Source organism: Ruegeria sp. CDSC054 (assembly GCF_059610645.1).
Map to the genome: position 1 here is coordinate 228,190 of NZ_JBXWOA010000004.1, position 17,756 is coordinate 245,945.

Below are 17,756 nucleotides of genomic sequence, written 5' to 3' on the forward strand. Positions count from 1 at the left end.
CCGTTTTCACATTTGCTGAGACGTAAGCGCCCCTGCGGCAAAGAGCAAGTGTAAGCCAACAGAACCCTTGCGAATTAGGCCAAAGCCCCGTCTTATGAAGACAACGATAAACAGGGGCAGTTATGGCAGAAATTTCCAAGCGCAAGCGCATTTGGGGTTGGTGGTTTTTCGACTGGGCCAGTCAACCGTATCACACGCTTTTGGTAACCTTTGTTTTTGGTCCCTACTTTGCCGGGGTGGCGGCAGAGTATTATCTGACGTCCGGTCTGGATGCTGATGCGGCCGATGCGCGGGCGCAGACGGTGTGGGCGAATTGCATGACCATCATTGGGTTGATCATCGCCTTTGGCGCACCGTTGATGGGGGCCATGGCGGATGTTTCGGGTCGCCGAATGCCATGGATTTTCGCGTTTTCGGTGATGTATGCGGTGGGGTCCGCCGCGCTTTGGTGCACGATGCCCGACGGGTCGAATATGTGGCTGATGTTGTCGGCCTTTGGTCTGGGCTTTGTTGGCGCGGAATACGCTCTGATCTTCATCAATTCGCAGCTGCCCGATTTGGGGGACGAAAATGAGGTTGGTGAGATTTCGGGGTCAGGATTTGCCTTTGGCTATTTTGGTGGGCTGATCTCACTTGCGATCATGCTGGCGCTGTTCGTCGAGCAGGCCAACGGCAAGACCCTGATCGGGATGGATCCGCTGTTTGGGCTGGATGCCTCAATGCAGCAGGGCACACGTTTCGTGGGGCCATTCACGGCGGTTTGGTTCGTTCTGTTCATGATCCCCTACTTCCTTTGGGTCCGGGATGATGCGCCGACCGACAAAAAAGGCAATGTGGGCGACGCCCTGCGCCTTCTGGTCAAGTCGATTTCCAATCTGCGTCACCGGGTCAGCCTGGCCACCTACCTTGGATCATCCATGTTCTACCGTGACGCGTTGAACGGGCTTTACACCTTTGGCGGTGTTTATGCGCGACTGGTGCTGGAATGGGACCTGATCAAGATCGGTGTCTTTGGTATCGTCAGCGTTCTGGCTGCGGCTGCGTTTTCGTGGATCGGCGGTAAGCTGGACAAGAAATACGGCCCTAAACCAGTAATTTTAGTGGCTATCTGGGTGCTGATCTTTGTTTGCATCACCATCGTGTCGATGGACCGCACACAGATCTTTGGCATGTCTTTACCCGAAGGATCCGGCCTGCCTGATCTGGTGTTCTTTGGCTGTGGGGTTCTGATCGGCGGTATGGGCGGTATTCTGCAATCCGCCAGCCGTTCGATGATGGTGCGACACACCGACCCCAAAGCCCCGGTCGAAAGCTTTGGGCTTTACGGTTTGTCGGGTCGTGCCACAGCCTTTGCCGCCCCCTTGCTGATCGGAATAGCCACAACTGTAACCGGCAGTGCAAGACTGGGGGTGTCACCCATCGTTCTGTTGTTTATTCTGGGCCTAATACTGATGCGCTGGGTGAAACCGGAAGGGGATCAGAGCAGATGATTTTATTACGTTTTTTGACGATACTGGCCGCGATAGTTCTGACGAACACTGCTACGGCGCAGCCTCTGGCAAAGCAGTTGTTCGGGGCGCAAAAAGTAAGTTCGCAGCAGAAATCCGCCGCCTTCGGCAGTTATTCGCGCGGGTGCGCAGCTGGGTCGGTGCAATTGCCCGAGACGGGACCGACATGGCAGGCGATGCGGCTGTCACGCAATCGCAATTGGGGACATCCTGAGGCGATTGATTATGTGCAGGACCTCAGCAGGTTTGCGGCAAAGCAGCCCGGGTGGAACGGGCTATATGTCGGCGATATCAGCCAGCCGCGCGGTGGGCCGATGACATCCGGGCACCGCAGCCATCAACTGGGTCTGGACATCGATATCTGGATGCTGCCCGGCGACAACATGCGCTTAAGCCGCAAGGCGCGTGAGAATATCTCGTCGATTTCATTGCGCCGATCGAATGGCGCGTTTGTCAACGGTAACTGGACAAAACAACACCATGCTGTGCTGCGTGCGGCGGCCAAGGACAAACGCGTTGCGCGTATTTTTGTCTTTCCCGGTGCCAAGGCGGAAATGTGCAAAAACGAGAAGGGCAATCGTGCCTATTTGCGCAAGATCAGGCCCTGGTGGGGACATCATTATCATTTCCATGTCCGTCTGAAATGCCCGCGCGGCTCTAAAGGTTGCGTTAATCAGGATCCTCCGCCAAAAGGGGATGGCTGTGCCGAGGCGCAGCAATGGGTGAATAATATCCTTAACCCACCCCCACCCGACCCAAATGCCCCAGCGCCCAAGAAACGGCGTGAATATCGATTGGCCGATCTACCTCAGCAATGCACACAAGTTCTGCAATCCAACTGATCGTCGCAGTATTGCTGGCCGGGGCGGCTTGGGCAGTTGATCTCAAGACACCCAACCACCTTGGCAGTTTTACATGGCGTCACACGGCCGAGTGGTTTGGCGGGATTTCTGCCATCCACATCTCGGATGATGGCCGCCATTTGATTGGAATTACAGATCGTTCGACACTGATTGCCGCACGGGTCGAGCGTAATGATGACGAAATTATCGACATTCAGATCACTGAAAATTGGCCTCTCATTTCCAGCAGAGGACGCCCTCTGACTGGTGGGGCCGGGGATTCCGAAGGCATAGCCATTGCCCCTGATGGCGCCCTGTTCGTCTCGTTCGAAGGTATCCACCGCGTGGTATATTACCCCGCGCCAGGGACCAAAGCGCAGGTTCTGCCGCGACCCAAGGCGTTCGACGGCTTTGAGGTCAACGGCTCGCTTGAGGCGTTGGCCATTGATCGGCGCGGCCACATTTTCACAATGCCCGAGGAAAACCGAACAGCGACGGGTGATATCCCTGTCTATCGGTGGGACGGTCAGGCGTGGTCGACGCCTTTCGCCTTGCCACAACGGGGGGATTTTCTGCCGGTTGCAGCAGATTTCGGACCGGATAGCAGGCTTTACGTTTTGGAACGGGATGTCGGTTGGATCGGGTTCCGTTCGCGTCTGCGGCGATGGGAGTTGGACGGTGACACCCCAAGCGCCGAAGAGATTCTTTTCCAAACTGGGACCGGTGCACATGACAACCTCGAGGGTTTGTCTGTCTGGCGCGACGACGAGGGCCGCTTGCGGGCCACTATGGTGTCAGATGACAATTTTCTGGCGCTTCAGCGTACTGAACTGGTCGAGTATGCTCTGCCCGATTGACACGTCCAAAGCAAAGGTCTAGAAGCGCGGCTTGCCTTGGGACGGTCCCTTGGCCAAGTCGCCGCTACCTTGTCAAAACGGGCATCTGAAAATGCAACGCGCTTATATACCCGGCATTATTGCCATGGCTGCCATTGTTGTGGCCTCGAATTTTCTGGTTCAGTTCCTGATCTTTGACGGGCTGCTTACCTGGGGTGCTTTCACCTATCCGCTGGCCTTTCTGGTCACCGACATCATGAACCGCGTCTATGGCGTGGCGACCGCCCGCAAAGTCGTGTTTGCCGGGTTTATCACCGGTATCATCTGCTCGCTGATCGGCAGCCAGATCATGCTGCAAGGTGACGGTTTCACTTATGCCGCTGTGCCGCTGCGAATCGCCGTTGCGTCCGGGACCGCTTTCCTGCTCGCGCAGCTTACGGACGTCACCGTGTTCAACTCATTGCGTGGCGGCCGTTGGTGGCGCGCGCCGCTGGTCTCGACCCTGATCGGATCGGCGTTGGACACCACTTTGTTCTTCACCATCGCATTCTCGGCTTCGATTACTCTCTTTGGTGCCGACGCCGACGCCGCAATCAGCTGGGCGTGGGAGCCTGTACCCTTCATGCTGACCGGTCCGATGGCGCCCCTGTGGGTAACGCTGGCCTTTGCGGATTGGCTGGTGAAATTGTCGCTGGCGATGATCGCGCTGATCCCGTTCAAGGTGATCGTGGCGCGACTGACCGCTCAGCCGGCGTAAAAAAAACGTTTTGAGTTTCGTGCAACTCGTGGCACGATTCCAGTAACCGAAACAGTTTGAAAGGAGGTGATCCAATGTCGAGAAAGGGATTGGAGAGAGGTGTTGGAACAACCGGGGGGATCGCCTGTTAAGGCAGCCCTTGGCGGAGCGCTCGCTCCGGCTGGTCGATTGATCTAACCGACCCAACCTCCTGAGCTTTCGAAGGGCCGTCCCATACGGGGCGGCCCTTTTTGTTTTCGGATCAGGCCTGTAAGGTCAGCCTCATGTTGCGCATCACCGACGATATCACCCTGCAAGACTGGGAAATGACCGAAAGCTTTGTTCGCTCATCCGGTCCCGGCGGGCAGAACGTGAACAAGGTGTCCACCGCCGTCGAATTGCGGTTCGAGGCGGCGCGCTCACCTTCTTTGCCTGATCCCGTCAAATCGCGGCTCAAGCGGCTGGCGGGGCGACGCTGGACCAAAGAGGGCGCGATCATCATTCAATGCGACGAAACCCGCAGCCAGGCGCGCAACCGCGAAATCGCGCGCAACCGGCTGGCCGAGCTGATCACCCGCGCTATGATTAAACCCAAGCGCCGTATCGCCACCAAACCCACCTATGGCTCGGTCAAACGACGTCTGGCGGCCAAGAAAGCACGGTCGGGCGTCAAATCCCTGCGCGGTAAAGTTTCCGAAGATTGATCTGGTATCTTTGCGGCGCATCGCTACTCTGACCCGGCGCAGTTGCAAGAGGACAAGATCATGAGGTTAGAGGGAAAAACCGCCATTGTAACCGGCAGCGCATCAGGCTTTGGTGCCGGTATCGCGCGGAAATTCCTGTCCGAAGGTGCGCGGGTCATGATTGCCGATATCAACGGCGATGCGGCAGAGGTTCAAGCCAATCAACTGGGCCCGAACGCTTTTGCCCATCAAGTCGATCTGGCCAACGGCGCATCGGTTCAGTCGATGGCAGACGTGGCTTTTGATCGTCTGGGTCATCTCGATATTCTGGTCAACAACGCGGGGGTCACTCATATGCCTACCCCGTTAGAGGAAGTCAGCGAAGAAGATTTCGACCGCGTTTTCAACATAAATATGAAGTCCGTTTATCTGACGGCGCGCGCCCTTGTTCCGCATATGAAATCGCGTGGTACTGGCGCGATCCTGAACGTGGCCTCGACAGCGGGGCTGTCGCCACGACCGAACCTCAACTGGTACAACGCCTCCAAAGGTTGGATGATCACCGCGACCAAGACGATGGCAGTCGAACTGGCACCATCAGGCGTCCGGGTGAATGCCATCTGCCCGGTGGCGGGCGAGACACCTCTGCTCAAATCCTTCATGGGAGAGGACACGCCCGAGATGCGGGCCAAGTTCCTGTCGACCATACCGCTGGGCCGATTCTCAACGCCTGAGGACATGGCCAACGCGGCCTGTTTTCTGTGTTCCGACGAGGCCAGCATGATCACCGGCACTGCATTGGAGGTCGACGGTGGCCGCTGCATCTGATCCGCTCTTCATTTGGCAAAAAATATCTCGACCGGAGGCAGCGCGGTTGCGCGCTCTTCTGCTCCAACATCTTAAAAACCAATGAACCCCGGACCCAGAAACCTGATCACCGATGTCCCTGGCCTTTTGGTTGGAAACGCTCAGGATGATGCACTCAAATCCGGCGCAACAGTCCTGACGGCCGCTGATCCCTTCACGGCCTCCGTTCATGTGATGGGCGGCGCGCCAGGTACGCGGGAAACTGACCTGTTGGCGCCCGATAAGTCGGTGTCGCGTGTGGATGCGATCGTTTTGTCCGGCGGGTCGGCCTTTGGTCTGGACGCCTGTTCCGGGGTGACCGACGCCCTGCGCACGCAACACCGCGGTTTTGAGGTTGGCAATGTCGTCGTCCCCATCGTTCCGGGGGCGATCCTGTTTGACCTTCTCAACGGCGGCGACAAAACCTGGGCCGAGAACCCCTATCGCGCGCTGGGGCGTCGAGCATTTGAAGGCGTATCCGATCAGTTCGATCTGGGCACCGCTGGTGCGGGGACTGGTGCCTTGGCTGCCATGCACAAGGGCGGGCTGGGATCTGCCTCGTTTGTGATGGAAAACGGGGTCACGGTTGGCGCCTTGGTTGCCGCCAATCCGCTCGGCAGTGTCACCACGCCCGGTGACCGTCATTTCTGGGCAGCAACGTTTGAAATGGGCGATGAATTCGGCGGATTAGGGCCTGATACCAGTACTGGCCTCGGTCGCAGCATGACTAGCCGAAAAGCCAAGGCAATGAGGCCGACCGAACCGGGCAAGGGCAATACCACCATCGCAATTGTTGCGACAGATGCCGCGCTGTCCAAGTCGCAATGCAAACGGATGGCGGTTGCGGCACATGACGGGATCGCGCGGGCGATTGTCCCCGCGCACACGCCGGGAGATGGCGATCTGGTGTTCGGCGTCAGCACGGGCAATCACCAACTGTCTGAGGGCGAACTGGGGCTTCTCGGCCACGTGGCTTCGATCTGTCTGGCGCGGGCGATTGCACGAGCCGTGTTTTTGGCGGTCCCCGCACCAAGAGATCTATTGCCCTGTTGGTCCGACATACATGACTTAAGTTAAGGACGGCCTATATGCCGCAGTGGCACAGTGCCCTCGCGCGGCAATCTGCGCGTTGACTTTTTTTTGCGCCGACGGTCCATTCGGTGCAGCCAATTCGTATCGGAGCAAAAGCTATGAATCGCATTCTCGCGACCGTAATCGTCGGCCTTCTGGCCCTTCCCGTATATGCCGAAGGCGACGCCGAAGCCGGCAAGAAGACCTTTAACAAGTGCAAATCCTGTCACCAGATTGCCGACTCTGAGGGTGAAGTCATCGTAAAGGGCGGTAAAACCGGTCCGAACCTGTATGGGATTGCAGGCCGGACCGCAGGCACCGTCGAAGACTTCAAATATGGCGATAGCATCGTTGCCGCTGGTGAAAACGGTCTGGTCTGGGACGAAACGACATTCGTTGAATACGCAAAGGACCCCAAGGCGTTTCTGAAAGATTATCTGGGTGAAACCTCGGCCAAATCCAAAATGACCTTCAAGCTGAAGAAGGGTGCCGAGGATGTTTACGCCTATATCGTAAGCGTGTCTGGCGAATAAAGCCGCAGACCAAACACCGTTTGAGGTTACAAAAGGCCGCAGCCCCTGCGGCCTTTCGTGCGATTGATAACCGCGTTGAACAGCGCCAATTTGAAAGCGCGCGGTTTTTCATGCATTGCATGCATAAATTCGCAGAGCCAAGCCGACCCGGTGGCAGCCAATTTCGAATTTCCGGCCCTTCGGGTGGATCGGCAGCAGGAGACGACAGATGGGAATCATGATCCCGGCCTGGGTTGATGGCGAGTTGACCCCAGTGGACAAGCTTGAGGCGCATGAAAAAGGCCTGCGGCACAAGGCGGTGTCGGTCTTTGTCGTGCGCGGGACCGAAATTTTGATGCAGCGTCGGGCTTTAGGAAAATATCACACCCCTGGCCTTTGGGCGAATACTTGCTGCACCCACCCCGATTGGGGCGAGACACCGTCTGTCTGCGCCGTGCGCCGACTGCGCGAGGAATTGGGAATTACCGGGCTTTACCCGGAATACCGTCACCGGCTGGAATATCACGCTGATGTTGGCAACAATATGATCGAGCATGAAGTGGTCGACATCTTTCTGGCCCATGTGCGCGGCCCGCTGAAGATTGAGCCCAACCCGGAAGAGGTCATGGAAATTCGCTGGGTCGATTACCACGATCTTCTGGCCGAAGTGCAGCGCTATCCCGAGCGATTTACACCGTGGCTCAAGATCTATTTGCACAATCACGCCGACACGATTTTCGGACCTGATCTGATTATCTCGGCCACCTCCTGACGGCTACGCCTTGCAAGGGCCGCCCAAGCCGCATAGATCAACGCGTCATGGCTAAGCAAAAGACAGACCCGAATTACAAAGTCATCGCCGAAAACCGGCGCGCACGCTTCGATTACGCAATCGAGGACGATCTTGAGTGTGGCATCATGCTGGAAGGGTCCGAGGTCAAATCCCTGCGTGTAGGTGGGACGAACATCGCCGAAAGCTATGCCTCGGTCGATGATGGCGAGCTGTGGCTGGTCAACAGCTATATCGCCCCCTATGAGCAAGCGAAATCGTTCAAACACGAGGAACGCCGTCGGCGCAAACTGCTGGTGTCACGTAAGGAATTGTCGAACCTGTGGAACGCGACCCAGCGCAAAGGCATGACACTGGTGCCGCTGGTTCTGTATTTCAACCACAAGGGCAAGGCCAAGATCAAAATCGGTATCGCCAAGGGTAAGAAAAACCACGACAAGCGCGAAACTCAGGCCAAGCGTGACTGGTCACGTCAAAAGCAGCGGTTGATGAAGGATCATAGCTGATCCTTCATACTTCTCAGAACGCCATCGCAGCTGACACCGCACGTTTCCAGCGGTCATAGGCGGCATCACGCTCTTTGGCAGAAAGTTCCGGTTCGAACCGGCGATCCAGCGCCCAGGTTTCCGCAAATCCCTGTTGATCCGGATAAACGCCTGCGCGCATACCGGCCAGCCAGGCCGCGCCCAATGCGGTGGTTTCCTGCATAACCGGTCTGTCGACCTCGGCGCCAAGGTAGTCCGACAATCCCTGCATCGCCCAGTTCGATGCACTGGCCCCACCGTCTACACGCAGGATGACGTCGGTATCTGCACCCCAGTCGCCCTGCATGGCGTGCCACAGATCGCGTGTCTGATATGCGATACTTTCCAGCGTGGCCTTAGCAAACTCGGCACGACCTGAATTCCGGGTCAGACCGAACACCGCGCCACGGCAATTGGGTTTCCAGTAAGGCGCGCCGAGGCCGGTAAAGGCGGGCACCAGCACGACATGCTGGTTCGGGTCTGCCTTTTGGGCCAGCTCGCCACTTTCCGGGGCGCTCTCGATGATCTGCAATGCATCGCGCAGCCATTGCACGGCAGCCCCGGCCACAAAGATTGACCCTTCCAGCGCATAGGTTCTTTTACCGTCCAATTGATAGGCGATGGTGGTCAACAGGCGGTTCTTCGACTCGACCGGCTTATCCCCTGTGTTCAGAAGAGCAAAACAACCGGTGCCATAAGTGGATTTCATCATGCCGGGTTGGAAGCAGGCCTGACCGATGGTGGCGGCCTGTTGATCACCGGCAACACCAAGAATCGGGATATTTCCCCCAAACAGGGTCGTATTTCCAAAATCCGAGGCGCAATCATGCACCTCGGGCAGCATGTTCATCGGCACGTCCAGCAGATCACAGATTTCGGCGCTCCATTCGCCCTTGTGGATGTCGAACAGAAGCGTGCGCGCCGCGTTGGTGGCATCCGTCGCGTGGTTGCGCCCTTCTGTCAGGCGCCAGATCAAGAAACTGTCGATGGTGCCGAACATCAGCTCTCCGGCCTCGGCCCGGTCCCGCGCTCCCGGCACGGTGTCCAGCAACCATTTAACCTTGGTGCCCGAGAAATAGGGGTCCAGCAGCAGCCCGGTCTGGGCGGTCACGTCATCCTCGCACCCGGCTTGTTTGTAACGCGCGCATATCTCGGCGGTACGACGGTCCTGCCAGACGATCGCGTTATGGATGGGCGCGCCAGTAGCGCGGTCCCAGACAACAGTTGTTTCGCGCTGGTTGGTGATGCCGATACCCGCGATCTGATCAGAGGTTACCCCGACACTGTCCATAACTTCGCGGCAAACCCGCAGAACGCTGTTCCAGATTTCCTCTGCGTCGTGTTCGACCCAGCCTTCCTGCGGGAAGTGCTGGGTGAATTCGTGCTGCGCGGTGCCTGCGGGCTGCATCTCTGCGTCGAACAGAATTGCCCGCGATGATGTGGTGCCCTGATCAATGGCAAGAATGTAGGTCACGCCTCATGCCCCCTCTTTTGGTTTTGCGGGACTTTAGCGCAAACAATGACGAACGTGCCAGTACGTTCAGACAGGAATGTTGTCGATCAGTCTCACGCCATCTGCCCAGGCCGCAGCAAACAGGCGTGCAGGGCGGTTTGCGTGGGTGAGAGGTTCCAGCGTTTCGGCACATCGCAGTTGAATATATTCTACCTGCTTGAAGCCCGCGGCCAGTAGGTCGATCTCGGCCTGAGCAGCCAAAGGATCAAACGGCGCCCCGTCTTTCAGGGCGGCTGCCAATTCCCGCATGATCCGGTTTTTGTGGGCGGCAATATCCAGCCCCTCGGGCGTCAGTCGCAGATTGCGCGATGACATGGCCAGACCCGAGGGCTCGCGCACTGTGAGGCATCCGACAACTTCGGTCGGAATGTTCAGATCGCGCGCCATTCGGGTCACAATCATCAGCTGTTGATAGTCTTTTTCTCCGAAATAGGCTCGATCTGCCTGCGTTTGCAGGAACAGTTTGGCCACAACTGTGGCAACGCCGTCGAAATGGCCGGGGCGGAACTCGCCCTCCATCACATCGGTCAGGCCCGCGACGGAAACGGTGGTGGCAAAGCCCTGCGGATAAATCTCTTCGGGTTCCGGGACATAGATCGCATCAACGCCGTATGGGGCCAATTTCTGCGCATCCTCGTTCTCGGTGCGCGGGTATTTTGCCAGATCCTCGGGGTTGTTGAACTGTTTGGGGTTCACAAAGATCGTGACGATCACCCGCTCACAACCCGACTTGGCGGCCTCAACCAGCGACAGATGCCCCTGATGCAGCGCGCCCATAGTCGGAACCACGCCGATCTCTTCACCTTTCCGCGCCCATTCCGAGGTCAAGGCACGCAGGTCGGCCAGACGGCGAAATATTGGGGCGGTCATGTCTTTGGTCCTTTGCTCGGGGCCTGATCGGAAAAGACGTGTTCGTTCGCTGGAAATGTTCGTGCGCGCACCTCGGCCGCGTATTCGGCAATGGCGGCTTCGGCCAATGGGCCAAGCTCAGCATAGCGTTTGACGAATTTCGGTTTGAAGGCGGTGAAAAAGCCAACCATGTCGTCGACAACAAGAATCTGACCGTCGCACCCAGCCGAGGCGCCGATTCCGATGGTCGGGATCGTGATTTCACCGGTAATCTGATCGGCCAGCTTCTGCGGTACTTTTTCAAGAACGACCGAGAACGCGCCCGCCTCGGCCACGGCGCGGGCATCTTCCAGTACAGCCTCGGCCTGTTCGTCCCGACCCTGAACCTTGTAGCCGCCAAGTGTGTTGATCGACTGCGGGGTCAGTCCGATATGCGCCATCACCGGAATCCCGCGCTTGACCAGAAAGCGGATAGTCTCAGCCATCTCGACGCCGCCTTCCAGCTTGACCGCGCCTGCGCTGGTTTCGGACATCAGCCGGGCCGCGTTGCGGAACGCCTCAGAGGGTGAGTGCTCGTAACTGGCAAAGGGCATGTCGATGACCATCATCGCACTTTCAAGACCGCGTGCGACGGCCTGACCATGCATCACCATCATCTCCATCGTCACGCCCAGCGTTGATTCCAGCCCGTGCAACACCATGCCGACGCTGTCGCCCACCAAAACGAAATCACAATGATCATCCATCAACCGCGCCATCGGCGTGGTGTAGGCTGTCAGACTGACCAGCGGCTCGCCGCCTTTGCGGGCGCGAATATCCTGTGCATTCGGGGCTTTTTTGCGGGCGGTGGCGCTCATTGTCGCTCCTCCGGTTGTCATGTTGCAGCGCGGCATAACAGATGGGAGCGGGCTATAGAAACCCCGGTTGCGCGAACATTTCCTTGAATGACCTAAGGTTTAAAGGGAAGTTGGGTGCAGTACGGCCCAAAAAAACGCAGGTTTCCATTTTCAGTGGGGAGTAATTTACATGACAAAGCAGACATTTCGGTCCTTTGCTTCGGTGCTGGCGGTTAGCGCCAGCCTGTTTGGTACACAGGTTTTCGCTAAATCCGACATTACCATAGCGTTGCAACTAGAGCCGCCGCATCTGGACCCGACCAGTGCAGCAGCACAGGCTATCGATTCGGTGGTTTACACCAATATCTTCGAAGGCCTGACCCGGTTTATGGGTGACGGATCGGTGGTTCCTGGTCTGGCTGAAAGTTGGGAAATCTCGGAAGATGGCAAGGTCTATACCTTCAAACTGCACGATGGGGTTACCTTCCACGACGGCACCACGATGGATGCTGAGGACGTCAAGTTCAGCCTGGACCGCGCCCGATCCGAGGACAGCGCAAATGCGCAAAAGGCCCTGTTTGCCGGGATTGAAAACATCGAGGTGGTCGACCCGCTGACCGTCAAGGTGACCCTGTCTGAGCCAAACGGGAACTTCCTGTTCAACCTAGCCTGGGGTGATGCGGTTATTGTCGCGCCCGATAGTATCGAGGGCATCAAGACCAACCCCGTCGGAACCGGCGCTTTTACCTTTGGTGAATGGGTGCAGGGCGACAGTATCACCCTGAACCGCAACCCGGACTATTGGGGTAATCAGCCCGCATTAGAGACTGCTACGTTCAAATTTATCTCCGACCCGACGGCGGCTTTTGCGGCTATGATGGCCGAGGATATCGACGTGTTCGACAACTTCCCTGCGCCAGAGAACCTGCCGCAATTTGAAGCTGATCCGCGCTTTCAGGTGCTTGTCGGTTCGACCGAAGGGGAAACCATTCTTTCCACCAATAACAAGATGCCACCCTTCGATGATATCCAAGTGCGTCAGGCATTGGCCCACGCGATTGACCGTCAGGCGATCATCGATGGAGCGATGTTTGGCTACGGCACGCCCATTGGCACGCATTTCGCGCCACACAATCCCGCTTATGTCGATCTGACCGGGAACTCGGCCTACGACCCCAAAAAGGCCGCCAAGATGTTGGCCGATGCTGGATATGCAGAAGGGTTTGAAACGACGCTGCATTTGCCGCCCCCATCCTATGCCCGCCGCGGGGGTGAGATTGTGGCCGCCCAACTGGCCGAGGTCGGGATCACGGCCAATATCATCAACGTTGAATGGGCTCAGTGGCTGGAAACGGTGTTCAAAGGCAAGGACTTTGGCCTGACTATCGTCAGTCATACCGAGCCTATGGATATCGGGATCTATGCGCGTCCTGACTATTACTTCCAATATGACAGTACCGATTTCCAGGCACTGATGGACACGCTGAATTCGACGACAGACCCCGAAGAACGCACCCGTCTGCTGGGTGAGGCTCAGCGCCTGATCGCAGACGACTACGTCAACGGGTACCTGTTTCAACTGGCCAAGCTGGGTGTGGCCAAAGCCGGAGTTCAGGGCCTGTGGGAAAACGCGCCCACGGCCGCAATCGATCTGACGCAGATCAGCTGGTCCGAGTGACTCAAGGCAGGGGCCGCTGGTTCACGGCCCTTGCATTTAATGTTGTCGAGTGAGCCAAGGATGATTTTGTTTCGTGTCCTGTTTCTGGTTTTTGTGACCGTTGCCCTGGCGGCAACGACTGTGGAACCGGTTGTGGCGCAGAACATTCTGGACAGTCGGTTGGACACGCCCATCGGGACGCCAGAGAACCCGCTGGATGTTGGTATCGGTATTCGAATAGATCAGATCACCAGCGTTGACCAGAAGGCCGAAAACTACGGTGCCGTGGTTGTGCTGCGAGTTGAGTGGACCGACCCTGCGTTGGCTTTTGACCGGCAAGAGCTGGGGCGCGATTTCCGGGTTTTCAACCCCCCGGCGCTGGCCGATCATGCCGCTGAGATTGGGACGGTGGTACCAGCATTCGTCATTCACAACCAACAATCCAACAAGTGGATTCACGAAGCCGCCGCCTCTCTGCGATATGACGGGCGGGTGTTGTATGTCGAGAAATCCTCGCTGACATTACAGGCCCCACATTTCGATTTTCGGAGATACCCTTTCGACACACAGGAGTTTCATTTCGAGGTCGTTTCGATCTTTCCATCCCAATATGTGTCCTATCATCCGATGAACGAGTTCTCGGGCCTTGGTGACCTGCTGGGCGAAGAAGAGTGGATTCTGGACAATGCGCGGCTTGAAACCTCTCAGGTCACGGGCCTTTCCGGTCAGGACAGCGATCAGGTTGCGCTGATCTTCGAAGGCCACCGGCATCTGACCTACTATGTCATTCGGGTGTTTCTGCCGATGCTGGTGCTGATCTCGGTTGGCTGGGCACTGTTCTTTCTTGATGAATACCGCAAAAGGATCGAAATTGCCGGAGGAAACTTGCTGGTATTCGTAGCTTTCAACTGGGCGATTTCTGCTGATCTGCCAAAGCTTGGATACCTGACATTTCTGGATTTCGTTCTGCAATGCATGTTCCTGATGACCGGGGCTTTGATTGTGTTCAATGTCGCCTTGCGCAGGCTCAAAGTCTCGGGTCGCGAATCCGGGGCGCGCAAGTTGGATAACTACGCCATCAAGTGGATTTACCCGCTGGGCTACGCCGCAATCGTTGGCTATGCGGTTTTTGCCTATCTTCTGGTTCCATAGGTGCTGGACCCGCAGGGCGCGCATCCCTAACGTGGCCTCGATGCTTCGCTATGCCCTCAAACGACTGATATCGCTGGTGATCAGCCTCGCCGTCGCCTCGGTGGTCATATTTGCCGTGATTGAGGTGGCGCCCGGCGATCCTGCGTCATTCATGCTGGGCGTCAATGCGCAAGAGGATACGCTTGCCGCTCTGCGGGCCGAGTTGGGTTTGGATGTATCCAAGGTGCAGCGGTATTTCAATTGGGTTGGCGGGATGATGGTGGGGGATTTCGGAACCTCTTACACCTATCGCACGCCCGTGTCGCAGATGATCGCGGATCGGCTGTGGGTCTCGCTGCCCTTGGCGCTGTATGCGCTAACTCTGTCCACCGCGATAGCGTTTCCTGTAGGCATCTACGCCGCCGCGCGCCGGGGCAAACCGGGCGATCTGACGGTAATGGGGGCAACACAGCTGGGCATTGCGGTTCCGAATTTCTGGTTCGCCATGATGCTGGTTCTGGTCTTCGCCATCAATCTGCGCTGGTTCAATGCCGGAGGGTTCGCAGGCTGGGATAAGGGACTTTGGACGGGATTACACTCCTTGACCCTTCCGGCCATCGCGCTGGCCCTGCCGCAGGCGGCCATTCTGGCGCGAGTCATGCGGTCGTCTTTGTTGGATATATTGGGCGAAGACTTCATGCGCACCGCACGTGCCAAGGGGTTATCGCGGCGTCAGGCCCTGTGGCGGCACGGGGTGCGCAACGCGCTGATCCCGGTTCTGACAATCATCGGGTTACAGTTTTCGTTCCTGCTAGCCGGTTCAATCATCATCGAACAGGTGTTCTACCTGCCGGGTCTTGGACGATTGGTGTTTCAGGCAATCTCGGCCCGCGATCTGATTGTAGTGGAATCCGTGGTAATGCTGCTGGTCTTTGCGGTCATTACCGTGAACTTTCTGGTCGATCTGGCCTATGCAGCCGTTGATCCAAGGTTAAGGAGCCGGACATGAGCCGGAGCCTGATCCTTGGGGCTTGTCTGTCCTCGCTGGTGCTGCTGGCGGCGGCGGTTTCATTTGTCTGGACGCCCTATGACTACGCCGCACTGAACATCCCCGACAAACTGCAGCCACCAAATGCTCAAAATTGGTTTGGCACGGATCATTTCGGACGTGACATGTTTTCGATGATCATGGTCGGTGCCCGTACCTCGATAGCCGTGGCTTTGGTGGCGGTGGGGATTGGTATGGCGCTGGGCGTGCCTTTGGGCCTGACAGCGGCTGCGCGCAAAGGGTCGGCGCTGGACGAGCTGATCATGCGCGGCAACGATCTGGTCTTTGCCTTCCCGTCTCTGGTCATCGCCATCCTGATCACTGCTGTTTTTGGTGCTGGCGCGATAAATGCGATCATCGCCATTGGCATTTTCAACATCCCGGTTTTTGCACGCATCACTCGCGGCGCGGCGCTTTCACTGTGGGAGCGGGAGTTCATCCTGGCCGCGCGCGTTTCGGGCAAAGGTGCGGCACGGATATCGGCTGAGCATATCCTGCCTAACGTCGCCAATCTTCTGATCGTTCAGGGCACCATCCAGTTCTCTCTGGGCATCCTGGCTGAGGCTGGCCTGTCCTATGTCGGCCTGGGCGCGCAACCGCCCACGCCAAGTTGGGGTCGGATGCTGGCAGATTCGCAGACAATGGTCAGTTTTGCCCCGCATTTGGCTCTGATTCCGGGTCTGGCGATCATTGTCACGGTGCTTGGGTTGAACCTGCTGGGAGATGGGTTGCGCGATTGGCTGGACCCCCGGATCAGGGTGGCGCGCACATGAGTTTACTTGAGATCGAAAACCTGTCGCTGTCCATTCACGGCACGGACATCCTGAAACAGGTCAATCTGTCCATCGCGCCCGGTCAGATCGTGGCCGTGACCGGGGAAAGCGGATCGGGCAAATCGATGACCGCGCTCGCCGTGATGCAGCTTTTGCCGGACGGGGCCAAGACAACCGGGGTCATCCGGCTGAACGGTTCAGATCTGCTGGACCGCGACGAAAACGATATGTGTGCCTTGCGCGGTGCCGCGATCGGTATGGTGTTCCAAGAACCTATGACCGCACTGAACCCAGTCAAAACCATCGGCGATCAGGTGATGGAGACCATCCTGATTCACAAGGCCATGCCGCCCAGACAGGCGCGAGACCGGGCGGAGGAAGTTCTGACCCGTGTTGGCCTGCCGCCGGATCGTTTCCCGCTGTCCCGCTTTCCGCACGAACTGTCCGGGGGGCAGCGTCAGCGTGTCGTGATTGCGATGGCGATTGCGTTGCGTCCCAAGCTGTTGATCGCGGATGAGCCGACCACAGCGCTAGATGTGACAACGCAGGCGCAAATCCTCAAGCTTCTAAAAGGGCTGGTGTCGGAATACGACATGGGGCTGTTGATGATCACCCATGATCTTGCGGTAGTCGCAGATATGGCCGACCAAATTGTTGTCATGCGCCATGGCGAAGTCGTCGAATCCGGGGCCACTGACTACCTGCTACACCACATGCAACATCCATATACCCGTATGCTGTTCAAGGCTTCGGGGCATCAGGTGTCCCTGCCCGAAACCACGCATTCCCGTCCCTTGCTTGAGGTAGAAAAAGTCATTCGCGACTATCGTCTGCCCCGCAAGGGGCTGTTCGATTCACCGGGGCATCACAGGGCAGTGGACCAAGTCAGCTTTACGCTCAATAGCGGAGAACGTCTGGGCCTGGTCGGCGAGTCGGGGTGTGGAAAATCGACCCTAACAAAAGCAATTCTGGGCCTTGAAGAAGTTCAGGGTGGTGACATTCGTCTGGATGGCCAGCCTGTCTTTTCGGGTCACAAACCCAACCTCGCCGTGCGGCGCAAGATGCAGGTGGTCTTTCAGGACCCCTATGGTAGCTTCAATCCACGTCACCGCGTGGCCCGGTTGATCACTGAACCGTTCCATCTGCTCGATGCTCCTGTAATGGGGTCCGAGAGGCAGGACCGGATCGCTGAAATGTTGACAGCGGTGGGTCTCAGCCCGGATGACGCTGGTAAGTACATCCATGAATTCTCGGGCGGTCAGAGACAGCGCATCGCCATCGCCCGTGCCTTGATCATCCGGCCCGAACTGATCTTGTTTGACGAGGCTGTTTCGGCCCTTGATGTGTCGGTCCGGGCCCAGATTCTCGACCTGTTGGCCGAACTATGTGAGGCCTATGATCTGACCTATCTATTCATCAGCCATGATCTGAGCGTCGTGCGCACCATCACTGACCGCGTTATGGTGATGCGGGCCGGAAAGATCGTCGAAGAAGGCGATACCGAAAGCGTCTTCTCTGACCCGAAACATCAATACACGAAAGACCTGATCAATGCCGCGCCAACGCTGCCAGACATTGGTCGGGATGTGGCGTGAACCGCA

General features: G+C 57.4%; 18 protein-coding genes. 15 read left to right on the plus strand and 3 right to left on the minus strand.

Going from position 1 to position 17,756, the window contains the following annotated elements; all coding sequences use genetic code 11:
* The first annotated feature begins 122 nt into the window (after positions 1-122).
* From AC2FGC_RS10930 to smpB, 10 genes are all read left to right on the plus strand, one after another.
* The gene (locus AC2FGC_RS10930; protein WP_496782324.1) at positions 123-1,490 is read left to right on the plus strand and encodes an MFS transporter; all 1,368 of its coding nucleotides are present in this window, start codon (positions 123-125) and stop codon (positions 1,488-1,490) included.
* Positions 1,487-2,350 (plus strand): penicillin-insensitive murein endopeptidase, encoded by an 864-nt coding sequence (gene mepA, locus AC2FGC_RS10935; protein WP_496726441.1) that lies wholly within the window; start codon positions 1,487-1,489, stop codon positions 2,348-2,350. Before AC2FGC_RS10930 ends, mepA begins: the two co-directional genes overlap by 4 nt.
* Positions 2,323-3,207: an esterase-like activity of phytase family protein gene (locus AC2FGC_RS10940; RefSeq protein WP_496726440.1), complete on the plus strand. Its 885-nt coding sequence runs from the start codon at positions 2,323-2,325 to the stop codon at positions 3,205-3,207. Before mepA ends, AC2FGC_RS10940 begins: the two co-directional genes overlap by 28 nt.
* A gap of 91 nt (positions 3,208-3,298) precedes the next feature.
* Positions 3,299-3,943 carry a queuosine precursor transporter gene (locus tag AC2FGC_RS10945; protein ID WP_058279096.1) on the plus strand — a complete coding sequence of 215 codons (645 nt, stop codon included), beginning with the start codon at positions 3,299-3,301 and terminating at the stop codon, positions 3,941-3,943.
* A gap of 263 nt (positions 3,944-4,206) precedes the next feature.
* Complete coding sequence (gene arfB, locus AC2FGC_RS10950; RefSeq protein ID WP_496726439.1) at positions 4,207-4,626, plus strand: alternative ribosome rescue aminoacyl-tRNA hydrolase ArfB; 420 nt, start codon at positions 4,207-4,209, stop codon at positions 4,624-4,626.
* A 60-nt stretch (positions 4,627-4,686) separates the two neighbouring features.
* Positions 4,687-5,433 carry an SDR family oxidoreductase gene (locus AC2FGC_RS10955; RefSeq protein WP_496726438.1) on the plus strand — a complete coding sequence of 249 codons (747 nt, stop codon included), beginning with the start codon at positions 4,687-4,689 and terminating at the stop codon, positions 5,431-5,433.
* Positions 5,434-5,514: 81 nt separating this feature from the next.
* A complete protein-coding gene (locus AC2FGC_RS10960; RefSeq protein WP_496726437.1) occupies positions 5,515-6,528 on the plus strand; it encodes a P1 family peptidase in 1,014 nt (337 codons plus the stop codon).
* Positions 6,529-6,641: 113 nt separating this feature from the next.
* Positions 6,642-7,055, plus strand: a complete 414-nt coding sequence (locus AC2FGC_RS10965) for a c-type cytochrome (RefSeq protein WP_496782327.1) — start codon at positions 6,642-6,644, stop codon at positions 7,053-7,055.
* Between the two features lie 208 nt (positions 7,056-7,263).
* A complete protein-coding gene (gene idi, locus AC2FGC_RS10970; protein ID WP_058272886.1) occupies positions 7,264-7,806 on the plus strand; it encodes an isopentenyl-diphosphate Delta-isomerase in 543 nt (180 codons plus the stop codon).
* 47 nt (positions 7,807-7,853) lie between these two features.
* Positions 7,854-8,330 (plus strand): SsrA-binding protein SmpB, encoded by a 477-nt coding sequence (smpB, locus tag AC2FGC_RS10975; protein ID WP_058272887.1) that lies wholly within the window; start codon positions 7,854-7,856, stop codon positions 8,328-8,330.
* A 13-nt stretch (positions 8,331-8,343) separates the two neighbouring features.
* Here the strand turns inward: smpB and glpK are convergent, their stop codons facing one another.
* The 3 genes from glpK to panB form a co-directional block, all read right to left on the minus strand.
* Positions 8,344-9,822, minus strand: a complete 1,479-nt coding sequence (gene glpK / locus AC2FGC_RS10980; RefSeq protein WP_496726435.1) for a glycerol kinase GlpK — start codon at positions 9,820-9,822, stop codon at positions 8,344-8,346.
* A 66-nt stretch (positions 9,823-9,888) separates the two neighbouring features.
* A complete protein-coding gene (gene panC / locus AC2FGC_RS10985) occupies positions 9,889-10,731 on the minus strand; it encodes a pantoate--beta-alanine ligase (RefSeq protein WP_496782331.1) in 843 nt (280 codons plus the stop codon).
* Complete coding sequence (gene panB, locus AC2FGC_RS10990; protein WP_496726433.1) at positions 10,728-11,567, minus strand: 3-methyl-2-oxobutanoate hydroxymethyltransferase; 840 nt, start codon at positions 11,565-11,567, stop codon at positions 10,728-10,730. Before panB ends, panC begins: the two co-directional genes overlap by 4 nt.
* Positions 11,568-11,736: 169 nt before the next feature.
* Between panB and AC2FGC_RS10995 the strand changes: the two genes are divergently transcribed.
* The 5 genes from AC2FGC_RS10995 to AC2FGC_RS11015 are packed head-to-tail and all read left to right on the plus strand — an operon-like array spanning position 11,737 to position 17,750.
* Positions 11,737-13,224 (plus strand): ABC transporter substrate-binding protein, encoded by a 1,488-nt coding sequence (locus tag AC2FGC_RS10995; RefSeq protein WP_496726432.1) that lies wholly within the window; start codon positions 11,737-11,739, stop codon positions 13,222-13,224.
* Positions 13,225-13,284: 60 nt separating this feature from the next.
* Positions 13,285-14,355, plus strand: coding sequence for a ligand-gated ion channel (locus AC2FGC_RS11000; protein WP_496726431.1), 1,071 nt, complete (start codon positions 13,285-13,287; stop codon positions 14,353-14,355).
* 40 nt (positions 14,356-14,395) lie between these two features.
* Positions 14,396-15,343 (plus strand): ABC transporter permease, encoded by a 948-nt coding sequence (locus AC2FGC_RS11005; RefSeq protein WP_058279087.1) that lies wholly within the window; start codon positions 14,396-14,398, stop codon positions 15,341-15,343.
* A complete protein-coding gene (locus tag AC2FGC_RS11010; protein WP_496739501.1) occupies positions 15,340-16,155 on the plus strand; it encodes an ABC transporter permease in 816 nt (271 codons plus the stop codon). The genes AC2FGC_RS11005 and AC2FGC_RS11010 overlap by 4 nt, the downstream gene beginning before the upstream one ends.
* Complete coding sequence (locus AC2FGC_RS11015) at positions 16,152-17,750, plus strand: ABC transporter ATP-binding protein (protein ID WP_496782333.1); 1,599 nt, start codon at positions 16,152-16,154, stop codon at positions 17,748-17,750. The genes AC2FGC_RS11010 and AC2FGC_RS11015 overlap by 4 nt, the downstream gene beginning before the upstream one ends.
* The last annotated feature ends 6 nt before the right edge of the window (positions 17,751-17,756 follow it).